Here is a 14329-nt window from a genome sequence, read left to right as displayed (position 1 = left end):
ACGGATCGCGCACGCGGGACCAAATCCGGATAACTCAATCGACGGAAATGGCCCCTGACCTGGTCGGGAAGGCGGGATTCGAACCCGCGGCCTCAGCGTCCCGAACGCTGCGCGCTAACCAAGCTGCGCTACTTCCCGGAGGGGTGCCAGCTTACTTGACCGGTACCGCGACGGGATCTGGGACGAAGCTGGCGTCGTGCCAGGTCCCGCCGGCCAGCAGCGCCCCCACCGCCCGGCGCAGGCGAATCGGATCCAGGGGCTTGAGGATCCAGCCCTGCGCCCCGCTTCGCCGTGCGAGGAAGACGTCCGCACGCCGATCGAGCAGCAGCAGCACGGGGCAGGGGTCGAGGCGGCCGGCGTCGGCCTCCAGGCGCAGGTCGAAGGCCACGGCGATGCCCCCCATGGCGGTGATTTGCATATCCACGACCGCCAGGTCGGCTGGCCGGGCGTTCAACTCCTCCCTGACCGCCTCGCCTGCCCGGACCCACCTGACCGTGGTGCCAGGCCCCGCGACGACCGAGCTGACCTCGTCGCAGACGGCGGCCGAATCCGTAGCTATCACTATCTCTGGCACGTGCCCGAGGGTAGCTGCCCTCCGGACATGGGTACCATCCTGTGGACGCCGCCGCAGGGCGGGTTCAGGAGGACGCGTGCTCACGATCCACCAAGACGAGACACCCGAGGGGTTTACCGTCTGCCGCCCGGTCGGCGAGTTGGACGCCTTCACCGTCAGCCACTTCCGCCAGGCCCTGGCGGACATGGCGAACGGGCGCCGTCTGCTCATCGACATGTCCGGGATCCCGTTCGTGGACTCCGCCGGCCTGGGAGCCCTGATCGGCGCCATCCGCCGCACGCGCGAGCTCGGGGGTGATGTCGCGGTGGCGTGCAATCGCCCGACCCTCGTGCGGCTGCTGCGCACGACGGGCTTCGACCGCATCGTGACCGTCGCGGAGACGATCGAGGAGGCCGCTGCAGCGCTCTCGAAGGATGCGACTGTAAAAGAGTGAGCTGAAGAGGTCCGCGCTATCAGGGGAACATCCAGCGCGCGATCTCGTCCAGGCCGTGGAGGTCGTGGATGTCGCCCGCGAGGAAAGGAACCCTGACCACTGGGGCTCCCGGCAGCCGCCGGGCCAGCTCCTCGACGTACCGCTCCTCCCTTCCGGCGACACGGTCGAGCTGCTCGAGGTTCTCGGCCAACGGACCCGACAACCCCTCGGGCACCGGCCCAAAAGACGGGAACATCCGGTTGACAACGATCGCCTCCACCGAACCGGCCGACTCGCGAAGGCGGTCCGCGAAGTACACCGCCTCTGTGGTCGCGTCCCGCCGCGGTGATGACACCACCACGAAGGCCGTTCTCTCATCACTCAGCAGCTGCTCGACCTTCGCGGCGCGGTCGCGGAAACCCTGTTCCATCCCCTCGAACGCTGTGAAGAACGCAACCGCGTCCGACACCATCGCCCCGCCCACCACCTTCGAGACCGTGCGCAGCAGCATCTGCGTCGCAACGCCCACCGCGCGCAGGCTCGCCCTCGTGGGCATCATCAGAAGACGGAAGATGCGGTTGTTGAGGAATCGAAGCAGCCGGCCCGGCGCGTCGAGGAATTCGAGAGCGTGGCGCGTGGGCGGTGTGTCGACGACGACCAGGTCGAACCTGCCCGACTGGTAGAGCTCGTAGAGCTTCTCCATGGCCATGTACTCCTGCGTCCCGCCGAGCGCGCCGGAGATGTTGCGGTACAGGCGGTTGTCGAGGATCGCCCTGGCCTGCTCCTCGGAGCCGGCGTTGCGGATCACCACCTCGTCGAAGGTGCTCTTCGTGTCGAGCATCAGGGCCCACAGCCCGCCGCCGCCCACGCCCTCTACCGGGCTGGCCTCGTTGGTGAGCTCCTTCAAGCCGAGAGCGTCGGCCAGCCGTTTGGCCGGGTCGATGGTCACGACACAAGACCGCCGGCCCAGCCGCGCGGCGTGCAGCGCGATGGCGGCCGCGGTGGTCGTCTTGCCGACCCCGCCCGGACCCGCACAGATGATCACCCGGCGCTCGAGCACCAGCTGCTCCAGCGAGCTCACCTGCCTTCCGCCGCCGCGAGCTGCGGCGCAAACGACTCCGCCAACACCTCGAGATCCCCCCGCCCCAACTCGGTCGTGAAGAGGAACGGGAGGATCACCTGCGGCAGTGGCAGCATCGACGCCAGCCGCGCGATCTGCTCCTCCTGGAGCGCCTGGCGCTGCGAGCGGAACTCCGCCGCGGCGCGCACGCTGCCCTCCGATCCGTCCATGACCAAGTCGAGGTGCGGCCACACGGCGTTCACCACGATCGGCGCCAGCTTCACGCCTGCGCGGTCCTCGAGGTGGAAGGCGGTGTCGACCGCCTCGTTGACCGGTGTTTCCTCCGGGATGGTCACCAGCATCACCTGGCAGCGAGCGGGATCGCCGAGCAAGCTCGTCACCTCGATCGCCTGGGCTCTTATCGGCCCGACCGGCGCCGCGTCCAACAACCCGTACGCACTCGCCAAAAACGACACCGCGTGGCCCGCCGCCGGCGCGTCCACCACGATGAACTCAGGCGCGCCCTCGGCCCCCGAAGCGCTCAGCACCTCGAGCTGCTTGACCTTGCCGAGAACCAGGATGTCCTTGATGCCCGGAATGGCAGTCGCCACCACGTCGAGGGTCCCCGTGGACGACAGCCTCTTGGACACCCGGCGCAGACCGTGGGACTCGAGGTACTCCACCAGCGCGTCGTCGGGTGTCAGAGTCCTGGCGCGCAGCTCGGCCGCCCCCCGGCCGGCCTCGCCTTCGGCGAGCAGAACGGTTTCCTCGTAGCTGAGAGCCTCGTTCCGGCCGAACAGCTCGGGCAGGCCGCTCTTGCCCTCCACCTCGACGATGAGGGTTCGCAGGCCGGCCCTGGCGGCGACGTAGGCCAGGGTCGCGCTGACGGTGGTCTTACCGACACCGCCCTTGCCGGCGACGATCATCACCCGGGCGGGCGGTTTGAACTCGTTTCGGTCCAATTCACTCCCTTGGGCCGGCAGGATCAGCGCTCAGGTTAGCCAGGACCGCCGTTGGTGCCCCCGAAGCGGGAAAGCGCAGGTCAGATGGGACGCAGCCACGACATTGCCTCTTGTCGACCGGCCGCCGCGGATGTAGCTTGCTCGCGAGAGCAACGGGGAGGCGCCGCGGTTATGAGCGTCCAGCACATTGAGGATGTATGGCAGGCCAAGGCGGCCTGCCGCGGCCCCCACACGTGGCTGTTCTTCCCGCCAGCGAACTTCGAACGCAAGGACGATAAGGAGGACCGGGAAGCCAGGGCCAAGTCGATCTGCGCCACCTGCCCGGTAAGGCGCCCCTGCCTGGACTACGCGCTGCGGATCCGTGAGCCCCACGGCATCTGGGGGGGCCTCAACGAGGCCGAGCGTCGCGCCCTTCTCTCCCGTTAAGACCCCAGATACACCGACGCCCCCGATAATCTCCGCCGCAATGAACACGGACCGCTTGGTGTGGACCTCGACCGAGGTGTGCGGCCGCCGGGTGAAGTACGGGGTCGCGGGCGAAGGCGTACCCGTCCTGTTCGTCCACGGGTGGGCGCTCGGCAACCGTGCCTACAAGCGGGCGCTGAGCCGGCTCGCCCGTCTCGGGTGCCGGGTGTACGCGCCGGCGCTGCCCGGCTTCGGGGGGAGCGCGACTCTCCCGGCACGACATTGCGGTCTCGATGCGTACGCCGCGTGGGCCAACGCGTTCCTTGCCGCTGTAAGCGAGGAAGGACCGGTGGTCGCGGTGGGCCACAGCTTCGGGGCGGCGGTCGCCGCGAAGCTGGCGCACGACTTCCCCGGCCGCGCTTCCCAACTCGTATTGATCAACCCGCTGGGCGGGTCGGTATGGAAGAGCTCGGGCGACAAGACTCGGACCATGGCGGAGCGGCCGCTGTGGGACTGGGCCGTGTCTTTTCCCAAGGATCTGCTGCTCGACCGCCGGGCGCTGCTGACCCTAGCGGCCGTTGTCGAGGACGCCGGCCCGAATCTGGCCACCAACCCGATGGGGGTCTGGCGCGCTGCGGAGCTCGCCCGGCGCATCGACCTCGCTGCGGAGCTCGACGCCCTGCGCAGGTCGGGTATGCCGGTCCGTGCGGTGTGGGCGGAAGGCGACGTGATCATCCCGAAGGCCTGCTTCGAGTCGTTGTGCGAGGCGTTGGGCCGGCCGGGCACGGTGGTCCGGGGCAGGCACTCGTGGCTGCTGGCGGATCCGGAGTCGTTTGCGGAGGTGATGGCGGAGACAGTCGCCGCCGCAGCGTCGGTCCCGCCGGCCGCTGCAGCGGCCCGCGCCGCTGGGTGACCTGGGTACGGGTCTGCCGGCGCGACGACGTCCCGCAGCGCCGGGGATGGCCTGTGAGGGTGGCCGACCACAACATCGCTGTGTTCGACATCGGATCGGGCCTGGCAGCCGTTGACAACATCTGCCTGCACGTCGGTAACCCCATCGACGACGGCTTCGTGTCCGGCGGCTGCGTCACGTGCCCGTGGCACGGCTGGCGCTACGACCTGGAGACCGGAGAGCACGTCACGACGTTCGGCCGCCACCCCGGCCTGCGTACATATCCCGTGCGGGAAGAGGGGGGCGAAGTTCTCGTCGAGGTCGACGATTAGGAGAAAGACCGGCCGTCGCGCGGTAGGCGCCCCTTCGCCGCCGTCGGCGTGCGCGAAGCTTGCGGCGTAATGCGCTTGTTCCGGAGGATCGTCAGGACGATCTTCAGCTCGGTCTTTCTGGCGACCGTCACCGTCGTCGGTGCACCCGTTGCGTTCGGCGCCACGGTGCTCGCGGGGCTCATCTTCCTCCCGCTTCCCGCGACCATCCCGATCCCCAAGGCCAACCCCGCGATCCTTCCGACGATCCTGTACGACCGGTACGGGAAGCAGATCGCGTCGTTGCAGCGTTTCGACACCAACGTCCCGGTGACAGAGGCGCAGATCCCGCAGGTGTTGAAGGCAGCGGTCATCGCCGACGAGGACCACAACTATTACCATCACGGCGGCGTCGACCTCCGCGGCACCATCCGCGCGTTTTGGGCCGACCTCCGCAACCGGGCTCCGGTGCAGGGCGGGTCGACGATCACCCAGCAGTACGTGAAGCTTGCATACACCAACGCGCATCGCACGATCGTGCGAAAAGTCAAGGAAGCGATCCTCGCCAGCCAGCTGTCACGCCAGGCGAGCAAGGACGAGATCCTGTACCGCTACTTCACCATCGTCTACTTCGGCGACGGCAACTACGGGGTTGGCGCGGCGGCGCTGAACTACTTCCACGTCCCGGTCCAGAACCTCAACGTCTCGCAGGCCGCGACTCTCGCCGGACTCATACCCGCGCCCAGCGCGCGTGCTCCGCGGGAGAACCTGGCAGCGGCGGAGAGCGGGCGAGAGCTCGTGCTCGGGAAGATGTTGAAGTACGGGTACCTCACCAAGGACCAGTACGACGCGGCGATGGCCCAGAAGCTCGCGCTTGCGTCGACCGGCAACGTCCCGCCCGGGTCCACGGTGGTCTATCCGTACCAAACCAGCGCGACCCAGTATCCCGACTTCGTCGACTATGTCACCCGCTGGCTACTGCAGCGTTACTCCCCGCAGGAGGTCTACAGCGGCGGCCTGAGGGTCCAGACGACCCTCGACCCGGCCGTGCAGAACGCTGCTTACGCAGCCGTGCGCCAGACCCTTTCGGGGACATCAGATCCGCTCGAGATGTCGCTCGCCGCTGTCGAGCCTTCGACCGGTTTCGTGCCGGCGATCGTCGCCGGCAGGGACTACGGCGGGAAGGGCCCCTACTCGCAGGACAACCTCGCCATCGGCGGCTGCGATCCACAACCTTCGAAGACCGCGTCGGTCCAGGTGGCCGCCACGTGCTGGTCCGGCAACTCCATCAGCGGCGGCACGCCGGGCCGACAGCCCGGCTCCTCCTGGAAGCCATACGTGCTCGCCACCGCGTTCGAGCAGGGAATACAGCCGAGCGCGGTGTACTCGGCCCCCGCCGTCTACCAGGTTCCGGGTTGCAAGCCGTCGCCCGGCCAGCCGCCGTCGATCTGCCAGGTCCACAACGCCGAGGCCGGCGTCAGCACGTCCGAGACGCTCGCAGAGGCGACGGTCTATTCGACCAACACGGTGTTCGCGCAGGTGGCGGCCCAGGTGGGGTGCCCGAACATCGCGACCAACGCCAAGAAGCTGGGTGTCCAGTCCGCCTACTATTCCACTCCACCGTTCTACTACTGCCCTCCGTACGCGCTCGGTGAGGTCGACGTCTCCCCACTCTCTATGGCATCGGCGTACGGGGTGTTCGCCAACCACGGCGAGCGCGCCGAGCCCACGCCCGTGCTCGAGGTCGTCGACGCGTCGGGCAAGGTGCTGCTCGACAACATCAAGCATCTCCCGTCCACCACGAACGTGATGCCGGCAAACATCGCTGACAACGTCACCAATGTCCTGACGGGGGTGATCAACAGCGGGACAGGGACCGCCGCCAGGCTAGGCCGGCCGGCCGCGGGCAAGACCGGCACGACCAACAACTACACCAACGCCTGGTTCGTCGGTTACACCCCGACCCTCTCGGCCGCTGTCTGGATGGGGAATGCTGCCAGCCAGGCGACGTCGATGGGCCGGGTGAAGGGTGTCTACCCGGTCTACGGAGGTACCTGGCCGGCGATCACGTGGCGCAACTTCATGAGCGCGGCGCTGGCGAAGGTACCGGTGACGCCGTTTACCCAGCCGGCGCCGATCGTCCCGCCCCAGCAAGCCGCGGCGCTCCAGGCGCACGGTCCGACCACCACCGTCGGCATACGTCCCGGAGAACCCGGCGTCGTCGAGCCCACGCCGGCGGGAGGCCCCTACCGGATCCCGGCGCCCACGCCCTACGCGCCTCCGCCGGCGACCAACCCCACGACCACCACGACCGTGCCGTCAGGCGGGGGAGGTGGTGGCGGCCCGCCTACGACGCCATTCGGCGGTCCGGTGGGCGGCTAGCGCCGGCCGCCCCGCCGCCGGCTGTTACGCCCGCCGGCTGCGCCGGCCGGGGTTCAGCGCCCCGGCGCGCACCAACAGGCGGGTTGTCGCGAACCCGTCGCCGGTGCTCGTGACCTCGGTGCGGATGTCCGCCGGCGGCAGGGAGTCGATGTCGATCCCGCGCGACGCCAGCCAGGCGCCGGCGAGGAAGCGGAGGTGCTCGGCGACGTCGGGTGTGCCGCCCTCGGCCGTCTCGACGACGATCCAATCGGAGGCCGCCGGCCGGTGGGCGCGACTCGGGTGGAGTTGCGCCGCGTCGAGAATGGGCGACGGGCCGCGCCGGCGCTCGGTGAAGACGCCCCACAGCATCAGGGACGCCACGACCAGCCAGCAGGCGGCGAATCCGATTATCTCTGCCACACCCATCGGTCCCTCCCCCTCCCCACACCCAGGGTAACGCGCCCGCCCGGGAGGGCCAACCCAAACCGCCAAAAGGTCGCCAGGAGGATGCTCAGTGGCTACCGATCAGGCTTCCCCCCGGACAGGAGAGAACCTTGTTGCACGCCGCCTCCACATACGCCGCGTAGAAGACGCTGTCCGAGGTGAACCCCAGGGGCGCGTAGGTGCGCGACGCGACCGCCACCACCTGGCCCTGCGGGTTGACCAGTGGGGCGCCCTGGAAAGCCGCGCCGATACCGCCGTCGATAGCGAGGCCCGACGCCGACACGTCCACGACGCTGGCCTGGGTGATCGAAGCGCCGGCGGTCCCGAGCCCGGAAACCGCGTACAGCCTGTCACCCGGCTGCGGTGACGGATTGTTCGACGCAGCGGTTATCGCCTTCAGGTTGCCTTTTGGATAGACGAGCAGCGCGAGATCGTATTGAGGGTCCCAGGTGCGGACGGTGACCTGCGTGTCGGTGCTGCCCTGGCGGACGTAGACGGCCGGGCCCGGTGAGTGTGTCGCAGCGGCGACCGTCGTGTACGACGTTATGAGCAGCGACTGCGAACCGCTCGAAGAGACCACGAACGCTGTCCCCACCGACGGTTGGCCGTTGGCGTCGAGCGTGTGCACGAACAGAACCGAAGGCGACATCTGTTTGATGAGCGCGGCGAGCGTTGCCGGTCCGGCCGAAAGCTGCTGCACAGCCTTGAGCTGGTTCTGGATGTCGGCCTTGGCGTTGGCCACGTCTGCGTTGAGGTTGCCCTCCGCGTCGCTGAACGCCTTCTTGTAGTTGTTGACCAACGCGTTGACATTGTCGTTGGTCTGGTTGAGCTTGTACTGGTAGTAGGAGAACAGGACGACGCCGCTCAACCCGGCGCCGATCGCGAACGCCAGGATCAGCGACGCGACGCCCAGCATGCTCCTCGGGAGGATTCGCTCACGGAAGTAGCCCGGTTGAAGCCGGCGGAGCCGCTCGCTGGCGCCACGCCTTCCTCCCTTGGCGCCCCCGGCAGGGGACGGACCGCCGTCCGCGTCGCCGTCCTGTGCCGCCCGGAGGCCCGCGGTGCCCCGGCGAGTGCCTTCAGCGGACCTGAGTGTCCTCCTCGCCATCGTCAGGACAACGTAGCCTGCGCCGGCCCGCTGCCGGGGTAGGGTCGCCCGCGTGACAGGGCCGCGACCAGCTGCGCCGGCGGCGCTTTCCACCTGGCCCGAGCACCTCCAACCGGGTCGTGCGATCGAGATCGCGCCCGGCGTCACCCGCGTCGTAGCACCGAACCCCGGGATGATGACCGGGCCCGGGACCAACACCTACCTCCTCGGCTCCGACCGGCTGGCGCTGGTCGACCCGGGACCGATCGACGACCAGCACGAGCGCCGGTTGCTGGAGGAGGCCGGTGACCGCCTGCGGTGGATCCTCGTCACTCACACGCACATCGACCACTCGCCGCTCGCCGCCGCGCTGAAGGATGCGACCGGGGCGGAGATCGTCGCCTTCGGCCCGGCCCCGCCGGCGCCTCCCACCGTGCCCGGCCGCAAAATCACCCACCTCGACACCCACGACATGTCGTTCGCCCCCGACCGGTTGCTCGCGGACGGTGACACCCTCGACACCGGCGAGATGCTCGTCGCAGCGGTCTACACGCCTGGGCACACCTCGAACCACCTCTGCTTCGAGATCGAGGGGACCGGGCTCCTGTTCTCGGGCGACCACGTCATGTCCGGCTCGACCGTCGTGATAGCGCCACCGGACGGGGACATGGCCGTGTATCTCGAGTCGCTGGAGAAAGTCCGCAGCCGCAGGCCGCGGCGGATAGCACCCGGCCACGGGGACATGATCGACGACCCTGGGGCGGTGCTCGACGGGTACCTGCGGCACCGGCTGGAGCGCGAAGCCCAGGTGCTTGCGCAGCTTCGCGCTGGCGACGCCGGCCACGGGAGCACCGGCGCCGGCGTCGTCATCGACGACCTGGTCGCCGCCATCTATGTCGAAGTCCCCAAGGAGTTGCACCCCGTCGCCCGCTTCTCCGTCTGGGCCCACCTCCGCAAGCTGCGAGCCGAAGGCCGTGCCCGTTCCGACGAGCCAGAGGACATCGATGCTCGCTGGTACCTCGCCGCCAGAGCTTGACGATCTTCGGCCGGGGCCTACTCCCCCAGGAGAGGTCGCGGCCCGATGCGCGGCGCCGGCTCGGCCAGCCCGAAATACGGCCCTGACGCCCAGTTGCACCCGAGCGCTCGGAGAAGCGTCGCCTCGGCATCGGTGCGCACACCCCGTACGGCCACGTCGATCTCGAGGAGCCGTCCGAAGCCGAGCACGGCTGTCATCAGCCGTGTCTGGCGCCGGTCCTCGCCGAAGCCGTCGAGAAACGACTCGTCCAGCAGCAGAGCGTCCACCGAGAAGCGTCGGACTGTGGACATGCCGCCGGCGGCCCCGCCGAAGCCGCCGAGCATGATCCGGACCCCACGGGCCTGAAGCTGGTCGAGGGTCCGCAACACGGAAGGACCTGGGCTCGACAGGCTCTCCTCGGCGACTTCCACCATCAGCCATGAGGGAGGGGCGCCGTGTGCTGCCAGCGTGCCGAGGACCTGGTCGGCCGCGCGCGGTTCGTCCAGCTGACGTTCGGTCATGGGCCACACGAGACCGACTGTGGGCCTGCCGTCTCCGTCCGCCGGCCAAGTGCTCGCCGAGTCGCACGCCTGGTCGAGCATCCCCGCGCCCAACGACACGACGAGTCCCGACTCCTCGGCCAGCCGCAGCAGCTCCCCTGCCTGCTCGACACTGATCCCGTCGTCACCGGCGTCGCTCTGAGCGCCGAGCGAGACGCGCATCTTCACCGGTGCGCCCGAGACGAGGTCGACGATCGGTTCGTAGACGACGCCGAGCTTCCCGCTCTCGAGGGCGCCGGCCAGGAGCGCGTCGGCTCCGTCGTGGCGCGAGCCGCGAATCCGGTCGCCCGGGCGGTACATCTCCGCCCGGTCGCGTCCGAGCTCCTTGGCTCGGTACAGCGCGGTGTCCGCCTGCTGAAGCAGGACGTCGCCGTTGCGCCCGTCGCCAACAGCCGCTCCGACGCTGAGCGTCACGTTGATCGTGCGGCCACTCACGCGGACCGGCGCCTCCATGCCAGCGCGGATCCGCTCTGCGATTACGGCTGCGACGCTCAGGTTGTCCACGCCGCCGGCAACGACGACGAACTCGTCGCCGCCGAACCGCGACACCAGATCCCCGGGGCGCACCGCCGCCCTGAGCCTGTCCGCGACGGCGAGCAGGACGGCGTCGCCGCCGGCATGCCCGAGTCGGTCGTTGATCCGCTTGAAGTGGTCGACGTCTATGTAGAACACGGCGAGCGTGCCGCCGCCCTCTTCGGCAGTCTCCCTGAAGCGCGCCTCTACCGCTTCGCGGTTCGCCAGGGCTGTGAGGGTGTCGTGCGTCGCTCGCCCACCGCCGGCGGCACCGACCCCGTCGTCCGCCCGCTCCTCGCGGACGGTGACGAACACCGCGTCGGCGTACTCCCGGGGCGCGGCCGACACTTCGAGCACGCAGCGCCTCCATTCGCGGTCCGAGCCGACGACCTCGGTGGTGAAGTCCCGCCGCGCGGCCCGCCCCCCGAGCACCAGTCCGATCGACTCGTCCAGGATCCTCCGGCCGGAAGGATGGAGAAAGCTCGCGAGGTGCGCACCGGCCGCCCAGCCCTGTGGGTTCTCCCAGACAACCGTCCCGTCCGGCTTGATCAGCAGAAAACGATCGGCGTCAGGCGCCACCCCAAGCTCGCTCGGATCCGGTACCACCGGTCGATTTATCGGCACCCCCGGCAAGGTTATCCACCAGCGACAGGCATCCGAGCCCACACCGTCGAAAAGAAGAAAAAGCCGCTGCCCATTCGATTGACGGTCCCTCACCGGGGCCACCGCACGGACTAGACCTCACGAGAACACGATGAGCCAGGAACGACAACCGAACGTCCTCGCCATAGACGAGGCAGCGGCGATGCTCGACCTGCCCCCTGTGGCGGTCGAGGCGCTCGTCGGAAGCGGCTACCTCGTGCCTGCGCGTATCGGAAAGTCCGGCCCGGAGCTCCCGCTTTCCGACGTCAAGGCGTTCCTGGCCCGGAATGCGGACAACGGCGCCGGGGCCGACATGATCACCGCTGCTCTCGCCGCCACCACCGGTGCAGCAGCCCCCGCCCCGGACTCTCAGGTCGAGCTCGATCCTCAGGAGCTGCTCGACGCGTTGGACGGCCGCGCTTCGGAGATGGCGCGGCGCGCGTTCCAGATCTTCGCCACGGTGTTCCCCGAAGCCGAAGGTTGGACCCTGAGGCAACAGACGTCGTTCATCGAGCAGGCCCGCGGTCGGTTCGAGGCGATCCTCGCGGTCACCGAGCAGGGAGCCGACGTCGACGCAGCACTGTTCGACGACCTTCGCGAGGTCGGCGCCTCCGCTGCCCGTTCCGGGTCGCCGCTCCCGCAGCTGCTCGTGATCCTGCGGATCTCGCGGGACCTCGTGGTGCAGACGGCGATCGAGCTCGCGGAGTCCGGCGGCCGCCACGCGGGCCTCGCGCTCTCTCTGGTTCTCACGCGCATCCTTCCCGCGATGGACCGGCTGACGGACGCGCTCGCCCAGGGTTACTGGGAGGCGACGCTCGGTCGGGAAGAAGAGGCGCTGGCCCGCTACCGCCACGTTGTCGAGCGCGCGTCGGACGGAGTCTACGAGGCGGACCTCGACGGGCGGATCAGCTACGCCAACGCTTCCTTCGCGGTCATAGTCGGTCGCCGGCTGAGCGGGCTGTTCGGCGCACGCCTGTCGGAGGTCATCCGCCCGATCGATCCTTCCGGCACCGTCGACGAACTCCTCACCGTCGAACCTCACGCGCCGGTGGTCCATCTCGTCGTTGCGCGCGCCGACGGGGTCCGGCGCCTCTTGTCGATTCAGCCGAGTCCTCGCCGCGAAGGCGGGGAGCTCGTCGGCTACCAGGGCATCGTGCGCGACGAGACAGTGGAAGAGGAGCTCGAAGCCGACCGGGCCGAGTTCGCCGCACTCCTGCGCAACGATCTCCGGGGGCCGCTCGCGACCATCGTCGGCCTGGGCGCGACACTCGAGTCGCACGCCGACGAGATGAGCCCGTCACACGCTGCGGCAGTCGGTCGTTCGATCCGCACCCAGGTCGAAAGGGTCTCGCGCCTCGCGGACGATCTGTCGGACATCTCGAGGCTTCAGACGAGCCGGCTCCGCCTGTATCCGAGACCCGTCGAGGTGCGGCCGATCGTCGACGCGGCTCTCGGGTCCGTCTCGCGCGACGGCCGTTCGACGGCGGCGGACGTGACGATCCAGGTGCCGCCCGGCCTGAACGCCCTCGCGGACCCGAGACGCCTCGAACAGATAGTCGCCAACCTCGTGGACAACGCCCTCAGCCACGGAGCACCGCCGGTAACGGTGCGGGCGTCCGCGAACGGAGACGAGGTGCGGATCACCGTCGCCGACTGCGGGCCCGGTGTAGCAGCCGACGCGGCGCCGGGGCTCTTCGCCGGGCGGGCGACCCCCACCCGCTTGCAGCAGGCGCGCAGCAGCGATCGAGACCGCGGCCTCGGCCTCACCCTCGTCCGCGGTCTCGCGGAGGCAATGGGCGGAAGGGTCTGGTACGAGCACGACGAGACCGAGACCCGCTTCGTCTTGGCGGTGCCGGCGCCGGTGCGCGGCACCTGAAGTCAGCGATCGTCGCGAGCAGCGAGCGCCGCGTCGACGGCGTCGAACATGCGGGCAGTGCAGTCCTGCATCTCGATCAGGGGTGCGACCTCGAGCACGGCATCCACCAGTCCGGAAAAAGACCTCGCAGCTTGGCCTTGACCCAGAGCTGCCGGCTCGCCTCGATCGCCGCCCGCGGATACGGCCGGCTCCAACGGGATGCGGGCCAGCAACGGGACTCCGATTTCGCGCGATAGACGTTCGCCGCCGCCCGACCCGAACAGCTCGTAGTGCTCGCCGTGGTCGCAGGTGAAACCGCTCATGTTCTCGATCACGCCGGCAACGCGCAGGTATCCCTTGCGGGCCATGTCGGCCGCGCGCACGGCGACTTTCTGTGCCGCCAGCGCCGGGGTCGTGACGATCAGCATCTCAGCGCGCGGGAGCATCCGCGCCAGGCCCATCTGTACGTCGCCGGTTCCGGGCGGCATGTCCACGAGCAGGTAGTCGAGATCCCCCCACGCGACGTCCTCGAGGAAGTGCTGGACGCCCCGGTTGAGCATCAGCCCGCGCCACATGATCGCCTCGTCCTCGGGTGAGAGGAAACCCATGGAGACGACCTTGACGATTCCGTCGCCGACGGGCTTGCTCATCGGTTCGATGCGCGGGCGATCGGACCCGTCGGACCTCGCCGCCTGCAAGCGACCTTCGACGCCGAGCATGCGTGGCACCGAGAACCCCGCGATGTCAGCGTCGAGCAGACCGACGGTGAAACCGCGCACCGCCAGCCCCGCCGCCAGGTTGACGGTCACCGACGACTTGCCGACCCCACCCTTGCCGGACGAGATCGCGAGCACTCTTGTCCGGCCCGGTATGTCGGTGGCAGGTGGGTTCTCCTGGGCCCGCCGGCGCGCGCGAGCCATCAGCTCCTTCCTCTGCGCCGGCGACATCTCGCTCGTCGTGACGGTTACGGAGGCGACGCCGGGCACGCTGCCGACCCTTTCGGTGACGTCGCGCTGTATCTGGGCGCGCAACGGGCAGCCAGCGGTGGTCAGCGCCACCCGGACCGTGACCTCCCCGCCGGGACTGATGTCCGCACCTTGGTACATGCCGAGGTCGACGAGGTCGTCGCCTAGCTCGGGATCGATCACACCCCGCATCGCGTTGCGTACGGCTTGTTCCTCGACCACCCTCGCATTGTACGGGTGGCCCGTGCCGTGAAGGCGCGGCCGCGCGCCCGCC

14 protein-coding genes and 1 tRNA gene are annotated in these 14329 nt (G+C 69.3%); 7 read left to right on the top strand and 8 right to left on the bottom strand.

The window, feature by feature from the left end; all coding sequences use genetic code 11:
* Positions 1-60 precede the first annotated feature (60 nt).
* Positions 61-138: transfer RNA gene (locus VNF71_00195), tRNA-Pro, on the bottom strand.
* A 13-nt stretch (positions 139-151) separates the two neighbouring features.
* Positions 152-574 carry a response regulator gene (locus VNF71_00190; protein ID HVA72969.1) on the bottom strand — a complete coding sequence of 141 codons (423 nt, stop codon included), beginning with the start codon at positions 572-574 and terminating at the stop codon, positions 152-154.
* Between the two features lie 76 nt (positions 575-650).
* Between VNF71_00190 and VNF71_00185 the strand changes: the two genes are divergently transcribed.
* Positions 651-1007: an STAS domain-containing protein gene (locus VNF71_00185; protein HVA72968.1), complete on the top strand. Its 357-nt coding sequence runs from the start codon at positions 651-653 to the stop codon at positions 1005-1007.
* A 19-nt stretch (positions 1008-1026) separates the two neighbouring features.
* Here VNF71_00185 and VNF71_00180 read toward each other — a convergent pair whose 3' ends face one another.
* Complete coding sequence (locus VNF71_00180; protein HVA72967.1) at positions 1027-2067, bottom strand: ArsA-related P-loop ATPase; 1041 nt, start codon at positions 2065-2067, stop codon at positions 1027-1029.
* Complete coding sequence (locus VNF71_00175; GenBank protein HVA72966.1) at positions 2064-3008, bottom strand: ArsA-related P-loop ATPase; 945 nt, start codon at positions 3006-3008, stop codon at positions 2064-2066. The genes VNF71_00180 and VNF71_00175 overlap by 4 nt, the downstream gene beginning before the upstream one ends.
* Before the next feature lie 171 nt (positions 3009-3179).
* On the opposite strand from VNF71_00175, the gene VNF71_00170 reads away from it, so the two are divergent.
* From VNF71_00170 to VNF71_00155, 4 genes are all read left to right on the top strand, one after another.
* Complete coding sequence (locus VNF71_00170; protein HVA72965.1) at positions 3180-3434, top strand: WhiB family transcriptional regulator; 255 nt, start codon at positions 3180-3182, stop codon at positions 3432-3434.
* A 40-nt stretch (positions 3435-3474) separates the two neighbouring features.
* Complete coding sequence (locus VNF71_00165) at positions 3475-4326, top strand: alpha/beta hydrolase (GenBank protein ID HVA72964.1); 852 nt, start codon at positions 3475-3477, stop codon at positions 4324-4326.
* Positions 4221-4637 carry a Rieske 2Fe-2S domain-containing protein gene (locus tag VNF71_00160; protein ID HVA72963.1) on the top strand — a complete coding sequence of 139 codons (417 nt, stop codon included), beginning with the start codon at positions 4221-4223 and terminating at the stop codon, positions 4635-4637. Before VNF71_00165 ends, VNF71_00160 begins: the two co-directional genes overlap by 106 nt.
* 69 nt (positions 4638-4706) lie before the next feature.
* Positions 4707-6995: a transglycosylase domain-containing protein gene (locus tag VNF71_00155; protein HVA72962.1), complete on the top strand. Its 2289-nt coding sequence runs from the start codon at positions 4707-4709 to the stop codon at positions 6993-6995.
* A 24-nt stretch (positions 6996-7019) separates the two neighbouring features.
* On the opposite strand, the gene VNF71_00150 is transcribed toward VNF71_00155, so the two are convergent.
* Both VNF71_00150 and VNF71_00145 read right to left on the bottom strand, forming a co-directional pair.
* Positions 7020-7400, bottom strand: coding sequence for a hypothetical protein (locus VNF71_00150; protein ID HVA72961.1), 381 nt, complete (start codon positions 7398-7400; stop codon positions 7020-7022).
* An 85-nt stretch (positions 7401-7485) separates the two neighbouring features.
* Complete coding sequence (locus VNF71_00145) at positions 7486-8526, bottom strand: serine protease (protein ID HVA72960.1); 1041 nt, start codon at positions 8524-8526, stop codon at positions 7486-7488.
* A 52-nt stretch (positions 8527-8578) separates the two neighbouring features.
* Here VNF71_00145 and VNF71_00140 point away from each other — a divergent pair, with 52 nt between their 5' ends.
* The gene (locus tag VNF71_00140) at positions 8579-9541 is read left to right on the top strand and encodes an MBL fold metallo-hydrolase (GenBank protein HVA72959.1); all 963 of its coding nucleotides are present in this window, start codon (positions 8579-8581) and stop codon (positions 9539-9541) included.
* Positions 9542-9558: 17 nt separating this feature from the next.
* Here VNF71_00140 and VNF71_00135 read toward each other — a convergent pair whose 3' ends face one another.
* Positions 9559-11217, bottom strand: coding sequence for a diguanylate cyclase (locus tag VNF71_00135; GenBank protein ID HVA72958.1), 1659 nt, complete (start codon positions 11215-11217; stop codon positions 9559-9561).
* Between the two features lie 130 nt (positions 11218-11347).
* Here VNF71_00135 and VNF71_00130 point away from each other — a divergent pair, with 130 nt between their 5' ends.
* Positions 11348-13111: an ATP-binding protein gene (locus tag VNF71_00130; protein ID HVA72957.1), complete on the top strand. Its 1764-nt coding sequence runs from the start codon at positions 11348-11350 to the stop codon at positions 13109-13111.
* A 2-nt stretch (positions 13112-13113) separates the two neighbouring features.
* Here the strand turns inward: VNF71_00130 and VNF71_00125 are convergent, their stop codons facing one another.
* Positions 13114-14277 carry an Mrp/NBP35 family ATP-binding protein gene (locus VNF71_00125; GenBank protein ID HVA72956.1) on the bottom strand — a complete coding sequence of 388 codons (1164 nt, stop codon included), beginning with the start codon at positions 14275-14277 and terminating at the stop codon, positions 13114-13116.
* Between the last annotated feature and the right edge of the window lie 52 nt (positions 14278-14329).

Source organism: Acidimicrobiales bacterium, from assembly GCA_035533095.1.
GTDB lineage: Bacteria > Actinomycetota > Acidimicrobiia > Acidimicrobiales > Palsa-688 > DATLUM01.
Note: the sequence above shows the minus strand (reverse complement) of the source record. Positions and strands in the feature narration are given on the sequence as shown.